At 68.9% G+C, this 12,337-nt stretch carries 15 protein-coding genes; all 15 read left to right on the top strand.

Going from position 1 to position 12,337, the window contains the following annotated elements; genetic code table 11:
* Positions 1-78 precede the first annotated feature (78 nt).
* The 15 genes from fliS to AC1G9L_RS10715 all read left to right on the top strand — a co-directional run bounded on the left by fliS (position 79) and on the right by AC1G9L_RS10715 (position 12,322).
* Positions 79-498 (top strand): flagellar export chaperone FliS, encoded by a 420-nt coding sequence (fliS, locus tag AC1G9L_RS10785; RefSeq protein ID WP_010341674.1) that lies wholly within the window; start codon positions 79-81, stop codon positions 496-498.
* On the top strand, positions 495-794 hold the full coding sequence (locus tag AC1G9L_RS10780) for a hypothetical protein (protein WP_019801745.1): 300 nt from the start codon (positions 495-497) through the stop codon (positions 792-794). Before fliS ends, AC1G9L_RS10780 begins: the two co-directional genes overlap by 4 nt.
* Positions 791-1,369 (top strand): PilZ domain-containing protein, encoded by a 579-nt coding sequence (locus tag AC1G9L_RS10775; protein WP_481069003.1) that lies wholly within the window; start codon positions 791-793, stop codon positions 1,367-1,369. Before AC1G9L_RS10780 ends, AC1G9L_RS10775 begins: the two co-directional genes overlap by 4 nt.
* A gap of 90 nt (positions 1,370-1,459) precedes the next feature.
* Positions 1,460-2,092 carry a response regulator gene (locus AC1G9L_RS10770; protein ID WP_010341671.1) on the top strand — a complete coding sequence of 211 codons (633 nt, stop codon included), beginning with the start codon at positions 1,460-1,462 and terminating at the stop codon, positions 2,090-2,092.
* A 267-nt stretch (positions 2,093-2,359) separates the two neighbouring features.
* Positions 2,360-3,763 carry an RNA polymerase factor sigma-54 gene (rpoN, locus tag AC1G9L_RS10765; protein ID WP_481069001.1) on the top strand — a complete coding sequence of 468 codons (1,404 nt, stop codon included), beginning with the start codon at positions 2,360-2,362 and terminating at the stop codon, positions 3,761-3,763.
* 15 nt (positions 3,764-3,778) lie between these two features.
* Positions 3,779-4,162 carry a response regulator gene (locus tag AC1G9L_RS10760; protein ID WP_010341669.1) on the top strand — a complete coding sequence of 128 codons (384 nt, stop codon included), beginning with the start codon at positions 3,779-3,781 and terminating at the stop codon, positions 4,160-4,162.
* Complete coding sequence (locus AC1G9L_RS10755) at positions 4,159-5,646, top strand: sigma 54-interacting transcriptional regulator (protein WP_019801389.1); 1,488 nt, start codon at positions 4,159-4,161, stop codon at positions 5,644-5,646. Before AC1G9L_RS10760 ends, AC1G9L_RS10755 begins: the two co-directional genes overlap by 4 nt.
* 271 nt (positions 5,647-5,917) lie before the next feature.
* Entirely contained in the window at positions 5,918-7,096 is a 1,179-nt protein-coding gene (locus AC1G9L_RS10750) for a DegT/DnrJ/EryC1/StrS family aminotransferase (RefSeq protein ID WP_019801390.1), read from the top strand.
* Positions 7,093-7,317, top strand: a complete 225-nt coding sequence (locus tag AC1G9L_RS10745) for an acyl carrier protein (protein WP_019801391.1) — start codon at positions 7,093-7,095, stop codon at positions 7,315-7,317. Before AC1G9L_RS10750 ends, AC1G9L_RS10745 begins: the two co-directional genes overlap by 4 nt.
* Position 7,318: 1 nt before the next feature.
* Positions 7,319-8,359, top strand: a complete 1,041-nt coding sequence (locus AC1G9L_RS10740) for a 3-oxoacyl-[acyl-carrier-protein] synthase III C-terminal domain-containing protein (protein ID WP_019801392.1) — start codon at positions 7,319-7,321, stop codon at positions 8,357-8,359.
* Positions 8,360-8,361: 2 nt separating this feature from the next.
* A complete protein-coding gene (locus AC1G9L_RS10735) occupies positions 8,362-9,123 on the top strand; it encodes an SDR family NAD(P)-dependent oxidoreductase (RefSeq protein ID WP_019801393.1) in 762 nt (253 codons plus the stop codon).
* A gap of 14 nt (positions 9,124-9,137) precedes the next feature.
* Entirely contained in the window at positions 9,138-9,899 is a 762-nt protein-coding gene (locus AC1G9L_RS10730; RefSeq protein WP_481068999.1) for an SDR family NAD(P)-dependent oxidoreductase, read from the top strand.
* Positions 9,896-10,543 (top strand): acetyltransferase, encoded by a 648-nt coding sequence (locus AC1G9L_RS10725; RefSeq protein WP_481068997.1) that lies wholly within the window; start codon positions 9,896-9,898, stop codon positions 10,541-10,543. The genes AC1G9L_RS10730 and AC1G9L_RS10725 overlap by 4 nt, the downstream gene beginning before the upstream one ends.
* 25 nt (positions 10,544-10,568) lie before the next feature.
* On the top strand, positions 10,569-11,708 hold the full coding sequence (locus AC1G9L_RS10720; protein ID WP_019801397.1) for an SRPBCC family protein: 1,140 nt from the start codon (positions 10,569-10,571) through the stop codon (positions 11,706-11,708).
* Entirely contained in the window at positions 11,705-12,322 is a 618-nt protein-coding gene (locus tag AC1G9L_RS10715; protein WP_019801398.1) for an acetyltransferase, read from the top strand. Before AC1G9L_RS10720 ends, AC1G9L_RS10715 begins: the two co-directional genes overlap by 4 nt.
* Positions 12,323-12,337 lie beyond the last annotated feature (15 nt).

The following is a 12,337-nucleotide window of genomic DNA, read 5'->3' as shown; positions in this document are numbered from 1 at the left end:
ATCTGCGGCAACAACCGCCCGGCGTCACCGCCAACCGGCAAGGCGCCAGGCCCCGCACATCCACCCGAGGAGTTTTCCATGTACGGTTCCAGCCGCCAGTACGCTGAGCAATATCGCAAGATGGGCATTTCCACCAGCGTCACCGATGCCGATCCGCACAAGCTGGTCGCCATGCTGTTCGCCGGTGCCTGCCAGCGCATCCGCCAGGCCCAGGCCTGCCTGGCGCAGGGCGACCAGGCGCGCAAGGGCAAGGCGATCGGCGAGGCCTGCGCGATCGTCGGCCATCTCAACGGCTCGCTCGATCACGAGGCCGGCGGCGAGATCGCCGGCAACCTGTCGGCGCTGTACGACTACGTGATGCACCGGCTGACCGAAGCCAACCTGCACAACGACGACGCGGCGCTGACCGAGGCACTGGAGCTGCTCAGCGAGATCGACGCGGCCTGGGCCGCCATTCCCGCGCAGCAGCGCGAACTGGCAACGGCGAACGCGTCGTGAGCATCGCGCTCGCCGACCTGCACAACGACCTGCACGAACTGCGCGAGATCCTGCGCGGCGAGGATTACGCGCTGGCCCAGGCCATGGTCACCGACCATGCGCGGCGCCTGCAGGCGTATCTGCAGCAGGAAGGCGCCGACCGCTCGCGCGAGGCGCTGAAGCCACTGCTCGCCTTGCAGCAGGCGGTGACCGCGCAGATGCGCATGGAGCGCGACCACGCTGCGGCCTGGCTGCGCGCCAGCCGCCAGGCCAGCCATGCCGCGCGGAGCTATTCGCAGGCCGGACTGCTGGGATGAACACCGGCCCGGATGGCGCGGCGCAGCATCCGGCCGACGCCGAACTGTTCCACGACACCCTCAGTTGCGCGCTGGCGCTGCCGGCGGATTTCCGCCTGGGCAACGGCGCCGGCCGGCTGGCTGCCGGCGAGGCGCTGTTGCGCAGCCTGGCGCAGATCGAGGATCTGCGCGGCGAAGACGGCAGCGACGACCGCAGCGAAGCCACCGCGCAGACGCAGCGGATGGAGGCCAAACTCGACCTGATGCTGGTGCTGCTGGGCCGGTTGGCCCGCCAGCACGAGGATGCCCTGCCGTTGCGGCCGCTGTGCTGGTCGCGCCGGGGCGTGCGGCTGGACCTGGGCGCGCGCTCGGGCGCCGCGCCCGGCGCCGCCGGCCTGCTGCGCCTGCAGCCCTCGGACTGGCTGCCGGACCACCTGGAACTGCCGGTTCGGGTGCTGGCCGAGGCCACCACGGCCGGGGTCGTGCAACTTTGGCTACGGTTCGAGACACAGCCGCCGGGGCTGGAAGAGGCCCTGGAACGCCACCTGTTCCGGCTGCACCGCCGGCAGATCGCCGACAGCCGGCGGGCGCGCTGAGCCCGCCCCGCGGGCACCGGCCGCTGCGACGAGGTTGGCGGCGGCGAGCGGCTCGGCTAAGGTGCGGATCTGAATAGAAGGACCTGCACCGTGCGAGTCATCATCGTCGACGATCACACCCTGGTACGCGCCGGCCTGAGCCGGCTGCTGCAGACGTTTGCGGACGTCGACGTGGTCGCCGAGGCCAGCAACGCCCAGCAGGCGGTGGACCTGACCACCCTGCACCGCCCCGACCTGGTGCTGATGGACCTGTCCCTGCCGGGGCGCAGCGGCCTGGACGCACTCACCGACGTGCTGCACAGCTCGCCCAAGACCCGGGTGGTGATGATGTCGATGCACGACGACCCGGTGCATGTGCGCGATGCGCTGGACCGCGGCGCCACCGGCTTCGTGGTCAAGGACGCCGCGCCGCTGGAGCTGGAGCTGGCGCTGCGTGCGGCCAGCGCCAACCAGGTGTTCCTGAGTCCGCAGATCTCCTCCAAGATGATCGCGCCGATGCTCGGCCGCGAGCGCCCGGTGGGCATCGCCGCGCTGTCGCCGCGGCAGCGCGAGATCCTGCGCCAGATCGGCCGGGGCCAGAGCAACAAGGAAATCGCCTCGGACCTGGGCATCAGCGTCAAGACCGTCGAGACCCACCGCGCACGGATGATGGAGTCGCTGGGCTGCCGCCGCGCCAACGATCTGGTCCTGCTGGCCGCACGCCACCAGGGCGAGCTGAGCTGAATTGAGGACGGCATCCCGACACGGAAGATTGGCATAGCGCTTGCCTTAACCGGTCAGCAGGCGTGACGATCCCGCCGAACCCCGCCGCATCAGGCAATCCGCCGTCGACTGTCCGGCGCCCACGACGCAGATGTCGGGAAATTCCTGACACTCTGTCGGGAATTTGACTACTCTACTCAGGAACCCCCCGATTCTGTTACCGTCGGGCGACAAGCACTATGCGTTCCACGGGCGCCAGAGGGTTGGCGCCGAACCGAGGAAGTCCGCATGAAGCCGACCGTTTCCGCCCAACTGGGCCAGCAACTGCATCTGACGCCGCAACTGCTGCAGTCGATCCGACTGCTGCAGCTCGACGGGATGCAACTGGAACTGGAAATCCGCCGCGCACTGGAGACCAATCCGTTGCTCGAGCTAAAAGAGCCCGAGGGCGCGATCGAGCCGGTAGTGAAGCACGAGGATGCGGCGCTGGAAACCGCGGCATTCGACGAACTTCCCGAATCCTCGATGTGGGACATCCCGGCCGCCGGCTGGAACGACGGCGAAGACGACCGCATGCAGCGCATCGCCGCCGGCGAGTCCACCGATCCGCACCTGCGCGTGCTGCAGCGGCTGGCGCTGGAACTGCCGGCGGCAGAATTGGAGGCGGCCGCGTTCTGGCTGGAGCACTGCGACGATGCCGGCTACCTGGACGGCCCGCTCGACACCCTGCAACAACTGGCCAGCGCCCGACTGGGCCTGTCGGTGGCGCAGGCCGAAGCCGTCCGCCAGCGCCTGCTGCATGGCGACCCGGGCGGCCTGGGCGCCTGCGACCTGCGCGAGTGCCTGCAGGCGCAGCTGAGCGACCTGCCCGGCCGCGTGCCCGGCCGCCATCTGGCCGCGCGCATTCTCGCCGGCGACCTCGACCTGCTCGCCAGCCACGACTACGCCCTGCTGGGCCGCCAGCTCGACGCCGAAACCGACGACGTGCGCGAGGCGGTGCGGCTGATCCTGTCGCTGCAGCCCCGCCCCGGCGACAGCCTGCAGCCGCAGGACCTGGGCCACGTGCTGCCGGACGTGGTGGCCTGGCATGCCGACGGCACCTGGCGGGTGGCGCTGAACCCGGCCACCACCCACCGCGTCACCGTCAACCCGATGCACGAGCGCGCCCTGGCCGAAGCCGGCGACGCCGCGCAGCCGCTGCGCGAAATGCTGCAGGAAGCGCGCTGGCTGACCCGCGGCCTGTCGATGCGATACGAGACCCTGCTGCGCACCACCCGCGCCATCGTCGAGCGCCAGGCCGCGTTCCTGGTCAAGGGCGAGGAAGCGATGGCGCCGCTGACCCTGAAGGAAGTGGCCGATGCGATCGGCATGCACGAATCCACGGTCTCGCGCATCACCACCGGCAAGTACCTGCAGACCCCGCGCGGCACCTTCGAGCTCAAGCACTTCTTCGCCGTGCGCCTGGAGGGCGCGGCGGTCTCCGGGCAGGCCGTGCGCGCGATGGTGCGGCGCCTGATCGAATCCGAGCCGGCCGGGCGGCCGCTGGCCGACGAGGCCATCGCCGGGCTGCTGTCGCGACAGGGCGTAAACGTGGCAAGGCGCACAGTCGCCAAGTATCGTGAACAATTGGACATCGCTCCCGCACGCGAACGCCGCCGCGGCAGCAAAACGCTGCTGGCCCGTGCGGGCTAAGGAAAAACGACGCATATGAACAAACTGTCCGTGCTTCTGGTCGACGACCACGAAGGTTTCATCAACGCCGCCATGCGCCACTTCCGCAAGCTCGACTGGATGGAAGTGATCGGCAGCGCCGCCAATGGCCTGGAAGCCATCGAGCGCTCCGAGTCGCTGCGCCCGCAGGTGGTGCTGATGGATCTGGCCATGCCCGAGATGGGCGGCCTGCAGGCCACCCGCCTGATCAAAACCCAGGACCAGGCGCCCTACATCGTGATCGCCAGCCATTTCGACGACGCCGAGCACCGCGAGCACGCCATGCGCGCCGGTGCCGACAACTTCGTCAGCAAGCTGTCCTACATCCAGGAAGTGATGCCGATCCTGGAGGGACTTCGCACGGAAGGAGTGCCGGCATGAGCGAATCGCGGATCCTGGTGATCGACGACGACGCGGTGCGCGCCGAGCGGACCGTGAGCCTGCTCGAATTCATGGACCTCAACCCGCGTTGGGTGACCGACGTGGCCGACGTCCAGCCCGGCCGGCACCGGCAGACCGAATGGATGGCGATCCTGGTGGGCGGACTGGACGACCAGGACCAGGCCGATGCCTTCTTCGGCTGGGTGGCGCGCAGTTCGCTGCCGCCACCGGTGCTGCTGCTCAACGGCGACGCGCAGGCCTTCGCGCAGCGCCATGGCCTGCACGAAGCCAACGTGTGGCAGCTGGAAGCGCCGCTGCGCCACGCGCAACTGGAAACCCTGCTTCGCCGCGCCAGCCTCAAGCGGCTGGACGCCGAGCATCAGGCGGGCGCCGCGCAGGACAACGGCCCGACCGGCACCAGCTCGGCGGTGACCCGCCTGCGCCGGCTGATCGACCAGGTTGCGGCCTTCGACACCACCGTGCTGGTGCTGGGCGAGTCCGGCACCGGCAAGGAAGTGGTGGCGCGCGCGATCCACCAGCAGTCGCCGCGCCGCGATGGCCCGTTCGTGGCGATCAACTGCGGCGCGATCCCGCCGGACCTGCTGGAGAGCGAGCTGTTCGGCCACGAGAAGGGCTCGTTCACCGGTGCGCTGAGCGCGCGCAAGGGCCGTTTCGAGATGGCCGAGGGCGGCACCCTGCTGCTCGACGAAATCGGCGACATGAGCCTGCCGATGCAGGTCAAGCTGTTGCGGGTGCTGCAGGAGCGCAGCTTCGAGCGGGTCGGCGGCAACGTCACCATCCGCTGCAACGTGCGGGTGATCGCCGCCACCCACCGCAACCTGGAAGAACGCATCGCCGGCAACCAGTTCCGCGAGGACCTGTTCTACCGGCTCAACGTGTTCCCGATCGAGATGCCGGCGCTGCGCGAACGCAGCGACGACCTGCCGGCGCTGGTCCACACCATCGCCGCGCAGCTGGCGCGGACCGGGCGCGGCGAAGTGCGCTTCTCCGAAGAGGCGCTGCAGGCGCTGCGCAGCTACGAGTGGCCGGGCAACGTACGCGAACTGACCAACCTGGTCGAACGCCTGGCGGTGCTGCATCCGGGCGGCCTGGTGCGGGTGCAGGACCTGCCGGCCCGCTACCGCGGCGACTTCGCCTCATCCATCGACGTGTCGGCGCCGCCGGCGCCGATCGCGGCCGATCCGCGGCGGGTGCCCAACGTGGTGGACCTGCACGCCGGCGGCAAGACCGGCGGCGCGGACGCCGATGCGGCGGCCCCGGCTGCAGCGACGCTGCCGGAAAGCGGCCTGGACCTGCGCGGGCACATGGCCAACATCGAGCTGGCGCTGATCAACGAGGCGCTGGAGCGCACCCAGGGCGTGGTCGCGCATGCGGCACAGTTGCTGGGCCTGCGGCGCACCACCCTGGTCGAGAAGCTGCGCAAATACGGCATCGACCGCGACCAGACCGAACTGGCGAGCTGAGTCGGCGCACGGCGCCGGGTGCGACGGCACCCGGCGCGCCCGTTGTGCCGCCGGATGCCATCTCCCCTCTGCCTACCCTTGAGACCGGACCCGCGCTGGGGCTGCTGCGCTGCGCGCCCGCGGCGATCACGCCACCCTTCGTCTGCATTGCATCCCGGTCGAACGCGCCGACAGTGGACAGGCACCTTTGGCATGTGGCTTGCTTCACGTTTCCACAGCACCGGGCGGGCGTTCCGCACCGGGGACTTCCACCCGTCGCCAGGCAGGTCCCATGTCCATCCCCGTCACCAGTCCGCTGCTGCCGCCCCTGGAGGCGTTCGTCCCCTACCTGGAGCAGATCTGGCGCAGCCGCATCCTGACCAACGGCGGCGACATGCACCGCGCGCTGGAGAAGGCACTGGCCGAGTACCTGGGCGTGAACCACCTGGCGCTGCTGACCAACGGCACCCTGGCGTTGCTGACGGCGCTGCAGGCGCTGCGCATCACCGGCGAGGTGATCACCACCCCGTACTCGTTCGTGGCCACCGCGCACTCGCTGCTGTGGCGCGGCATCAAGCCGGTGTTCGTGGACATCGATCCGCAGACCATGAACCTGGATCCGCTGAAGATCGAGGCGGCGATCACCCCGCACACCACCGCGATCATGCCGGTGCACTGCTACGGCACGCCTTGCGATACTGCCGCGATCGAGCGCATTGCCGACACCTACAACCTCAAGGTCATCTACGACGCCGCGCACGCGTTCGGGGTCAAGGACGAAGGCGGCTCGATCCTGCGCCATGGCGACCTCAGCGTGCTCAGCTTCCACGCCACCAAGGTGTTCAACACCTTCGAGGGCGGCGCCATCGTCTGCCCCGACGCCAAGACCTACCAGCGCATCAGCCGGCTGAAGAACTTCGGCTTCGTCGACGAGACCACCGTGGTGGCGACCGGCATCAACGGCAAGATGAGCGAGATCAACGCCGCCTTCGGGCTGCTGCAACTGCAGCACATCGATGCCGCACTGGCGCAGCGCGGGGCGATCGATGCGCAGTACCGGCATCGCCTGGCGCAGGTGCCGGGGATCCGCTGCCTGGCGCCGCGGGAACCGGCACTGTCCAACTACGCCTCGTTCCCGATCCTGGTCGAGGACGCCTTCCCGCTGGCGCGCGACGAGCTGCACCGGCTGCTGCGCAGCCACGACATCCTGGTGCGCCGCTATTTCTACCCGCTGATCAGCGATTTCCCGATGTACCGCGGCCTGCCCTCGTCCGCCCCGGCCGGCCTGCCGGTGGCGCGGCAGATGGCCGACCGCGTACTGTGCCTGCCGATCTTTCCCGGACTGGAGGCCGCGCAGGTGGACGCCATCGTCGACCTGATCGCCGCGGCGGGCGGCGTCATGCCCGCGTCCGATTCCCGTCGCACCCTCGCCTCTCCCTCCTTCGCCCAACCCGTGGAACCTGCAGCATGAGCCAAGAGACGTTTATCGAGAATTTCCTGTCCGCGACCGATTTTCAGAATCCGGTTGAGGTGACCATGGATACGGTGCTGCGCGAACTGCCGGAATGGGATTCGCTGGCCGCGCTGGGCGTGATCGTGATGTTCGACATGGAGTACGGCAAGACCATCACCGGCGAGCACCTGGCCGCGGTGGTGACCCTCGGCGATCTGTACAAACTGACCGGGGCATAACATGCCGACCTCCACGCTGCGCAACGTCCGCTTTGCCGGCATGGCGACCTGCGTACCCAAGCGCGTCGTCTCCAATCTCACCGATTGCCGGCCGCAGATCCGCTCCGAGCGCGAGCGGCTGGTGCGCAACATCGGCATCCAGACCCGGCGCATGGCCGCGGACTGGCAGTGCTTTTCCGACATGGCCTTCGACGCGGCGCAGGTGCTGCTGGAGCGCCTGCAGTGGCAGCGCGAGGAGGTCGATGCGCTGATCGTGGTCACCCAGTCGCCGGACTACCCGATCCCGGCCACGGCGATCATCCTGCAGGACCGCCTGGGCCTGTCGCACGCCACCGTCGCGTTCGACGTCAACCTGGGCTGCTCGGCCTACCCGTTCGGCATCAACCTGCTCGGCTCGATGATCGCCGCCGGTGGGGTCAAGAAAGGCCTGCTGCTGGTCGGCGACCGCAGCGCCACCTTCGACGACCCGATCTTCTCCGACTCCGGCACCGCCACCGCGCTGGAGTTCAGCGCCGACGCGGCGCCGATGCACTTCGACCTCAACAGCGATGGCAGCGGCTACCGCGCGATCATCCTGCCGGTCGGCGGCCACCGCGAGCCGGTCGGGGTGCAGCACCTGATTCCGTACCGCGCCGACGAGAACGACCACTGGCATCGCGGCGTGGACCTGCAACTGGACGGCGTGGCGGTGCTGAGCTTCTCCACCCAGCGGGTGCCGCCGGCGGTGCAGAAGCTGCTCGACTACAGCGGCGTGTCCAAGGACGAGGTCGATTACTTCGTGTTTCACCAGGCCAACCGGATGATCAACGAGACCATCCGCAAGAAGCTCGGCCTGCCGCCGGAAAAGGTGCCCTCCACCCTGCACGATTTCGGCAACACCAGCGGCGCCTCGCTGCCGGTGACCATGACCGCGCGGATCAACAAGGAGCTGGAAGCCGGCCGCAAGCGTGTGCTGCTGTGCGGCTTCGGCATCGGCCTGTCGTGGGGCACCTGCCTGGTCGATATCGACGGCGCGGTGTTCCCCGACCTGATCGAGTCCTGACGATGGCGCCTGCCGCACCCACCGATGCCTTCGGGCTGCAGGGCAAGACCATCCTGGTGACCGGCGCCTCTTCGGGCATCGGTGCCGCCGTCGCCTCGCTCTGCGCGCGCCTGGGCGCGACGCTGGTCCTCAACGGGCGCGATGCGGAACGTCTGCAGGCGGTCGCCGCGGCGCTCCCTGGCGAGGGCCACCGCAGCGTCGTCGGCGACCTCACCGAGGACGCGACCCGCACGCAGCTGTTGGAGGCGGCCGAGCGCTACCACGGTCTGGCCTCGTGCGCCGGCATCGCGGCACTGGTGCCATTCCGGATGGCCGCCGAGAAGCACCTGCAGCAGATGCTGTCGGTGAACTATCTGGCGCCGATCGTGCTGACCCAACAGTTGCTGGCCAAGCGCCGGCTGCAGGAAGGCGCCTCGCTGGTCTACGTCTCGGCGCTGACCGCGCGCGCTGCGCCGCAGGCCAGCGCCGGCTACGCCGGCTCCAAGGCGGCGCTGGAGGCCGCGGTGCGGTCCTTCGCCCTGGAACAGGCCCGGCACCGCATCCGCGCCAACTGCATCGCCCCGGGCTATGTCGACACGCCGATGCTGAGCAAGTTGGGCAGCACGGCGGACATGGGCGACAAGATCGCTCTGACCCCGCTCGGCCGCATCGACCCGGCCGATGTCGCCAACGGTGCCGTCTACCTGCTGTCCGACGCCAGCCGCTGGATCACCCGCAGCACCCTGACCATCGACGGCGGGCTGTCCCTGCCGATCCGCCTATGAGCCCGGAGACCTCCATGTCCGTTGCGGAAACGCCTGCCACGCTGCTGCAGACGCTGTACGGCGTGCACGGCAAGCGCATCCTGGTGACCGGCGCCTCCAAGGGCATCGGCGAGGCGGTGGCCAAGGCCTGCGCCAGCGCCGGTGCGCAGTTGCTCGTCGCCGGCCGCGACCTGCCCCGGCTGCAGGCCCTGCTCGACGGCTTGCCTGGCGACGGTCACCGCCTGTTCGCCGGCGACCTCTGCGACGCTGCCACCGTGCAACGCCTGGCCGCCGAGAGCGGGCCACTGGACGGCGTGGTGCACAGCGCCGGCATCCGCGGCCTGTCGCCGATGAAACTGGTCAGCGAGCGCTTCCTCACCGAGGTGATGACCATCAACTACGTCGCGCCGACGATGCTGACCCGCCACCTGCTCGCGCGCCAGGCGCTGCGCCCCGGCGGCTCCATCGTCTTCCTCGCCTCGATCGCCGCGCTGACCGGCACCGTCGGCGTCGGCCCCTACGCCGGCTCAAAGGCGGCGCTGATCGGCATGCTGCGGCCGTTGGCGCTGGAACTGGCGCGGCGCCAGATCCGCGCCAACGCACTGTGCCCGGGCCTGGTCGAGACGACCCTGATCAACGAGGACAAGGCCTGGTTCGAGGAGAGCCGCAAGCGCTATCCGCTGGGCATCGGCGATCCCGAGGACGTGGCCCTGGCCTGCCTGTATTTCCTCTCCGACGCCAGCAGCAAGGTCACCGGCCAGGCCTTCAGCATGGACGGCGGCGTGGAGTTCGCATGAGCGCTGCGCCACCGCAACACGTGCTGATCGTCGGCGCCGGCGGCTTCGGCCGCGGCATCGCAGCAATGGCCTACAACGACGACCCGGGCCATGGCCAAGCCTGGGACATCAAGGGTTTCCTCGACAGCCGCAGCGAACTGGCCCCCGGTCTGCGCTGGCCGCTGCTCGGCGACCCGGATACTTACCAGCCGGTGCCTGGCGACCTGTTCGTGTGCGCGCTCGGCGATCCGGCGGCGCGCCGCCGCTACAGCCAGCCGCTGCTGGCGCGCGGCGCCGACTTCATGGTGCTGCGCCCGCGCCTGCGCGAAGCCTCGGACACCCCGATCGGGCGCGGCAGCCTGTTCGAGGTCGGCGTGTCGATCGGCGCCGACAGCCGCATCGGCGAATTCGTCACCATCCTCGCCACCACCATCGTCGGCCACGACGTGGTGATCGGCGACTACGTGCAGATCGGCAACTTCGTGTTCATAGGCGGCGGCGCCCGCATCGGCGACGACGTGGTGATCCACCCACACTCGACCGTGCTGCCCGGCATCGCCATCGGCGACGGCGCCGTGATCGGCGCCGGCAGCGTGGTGGTCAAGGACGTGCCACCGAATGTCACCGTCGCCGGGAATCCGGCGCGTACCATCTTCAGCCGTTGACCCTACGCGCAGGATGCCTCGCCGCATGACCCGCCACGCCCTCGACGCCGAGCACTACATCAGCCCGCACAGCCTCCGCCTGGAACAGCAGCGGCTGTTCGGCAAGCTGTGGATCTTCGTCGGCTTCGCCTCGATGGTGCGCGAACGCAACCAGTTCTTCGCGCGCCAGGTGGCCGGGGTGCCGGTGCTGGTGCAGCGCACCGAGGCCGGCATCCGCGCCTTCCTCAACCAGTGTCCGCACCGGCAGTCGGCGATCCAGATCGAGCCGCACGGCAAGCGCCCGTTGGTGTGTCCGTACCACGCCTGGTCGTTCGGCGCCGAAGGCGAGTTGCGCGGGCTGCCCAATTCCGGGCTGTACCAGTTCACCGCCGAAGAGAAGGCCGGCATCTGCCTGACCAAGCTGCATCTGCAGCAGGTCGGCGAACTGCTGTTCGTGAACATGGCCGAGCAGCCGCTGCCGCTGGAGGAGCAATTTGCGCCGGCGTTCCTGGAGACCATCGCGACCGCCTCCTCGCATCTGGATTCGCAAATCGCCTACAGCTGCCACCGGGTGCGCTACAACTGGAAGCTCAACATGGAGAATGTGAAGGACTACAACCATGTTCCTTTCGTTCACCCAAAGACGTTCGGCCCGCTGATGACGGAGGCGGAAAGAACCCCCGCCAACATCGAGCGCGCTGCCGATGTTCCTTCCGATGTCGAGCAACTCCTGAGCACGCACGCGCCTGCGCACTTGCATCGCTTGAGCTTCCCAGCCAAAGGAGCGCTTGTGCCCCAGGACAACTGGTTCCGGAGCCAGTGCGAGCGTTATGGCGACGAGTCTGCTTACTACAACTGGTTCATCTATCCGAACGTGAATTTCTGCTGCGTGCGCGGGGACCACTTCCTGCTGCAGCAGTACGATCCGGTCGCCCCAGGAGAAACCGACTATCACCTATGGGTCATGACCGCCCGCCGCAAGGACGCACGTACCGACTTCACCGCGTTGCTGAGCAGCTTGATCAGGGCCGAGCGGCTGGTGATCGCGGAAGACACGGCCTTACTGGAGCGCATGCAGGCCGGGATCGGTCCACACTCGCTGCCGTTCACGCATGGCGACTACGAAACCGAGCTGGTGCGCCAGCATCTCTGGTATCGGGCCAACGTGCTGGAGCAGCCGGCATGAAAACGCTGGTACTGATCGGCCAGGGCCACGCCTTGGAGCAGGCACAACGCACCGCGCAGGCCTGCAGCCTGGCGCACGCGAGCATCGCCCTGGAATCGGCCGATCGCTACAACTTCGACCTGGGCGCGCTGCATGCAAGCTATTCGCCGTCGGCGACCAACGTGTTCGTCGCGATGGACGAACGCGCAGTCAATCAGTCGCGGCACAAGCTGCTGGCCGACGTGCGCCTGGCCGGCTACGGCAGCGTCGATCTGGTGTGGCCGCAGGCGCACATCGATGCAGGCGTGCGCCTGCTCGGCAACGTGCATGTGGGCCCCGGCTGCAACCTGGCGGCCGGCAGCAGCATCGGCTCTGGCGCATGGCTGGAACGGCAGGTGATCGTCGAACAGGACGTGCGCATCGGCGCCTGCGTCACCCTGCATGCCGGCGTGCACCTTGGCCGCGACACCCAGATCGGCCAGGGCAGCACGCTGGGCGGCGGCAGCATGACCCGCAGCGGTTCCAAGATCGGTCGGCACTGCGAATGGCTGCTGCCCGGCACGGTGCCGGACGTGCTGCCGGACCGCTGTTTCTACGATGCGCTGATGCCTGGCGGCGCGCGGATCCTACGTTGAGGTTAGGACAGGCGC

This window comes from Xanthomonas sp. NCPPB 1132 (assembly GCF_056629235.1).
This window is presented reverse-complemented; position numbering and strand designations above follow the sequence as displayed.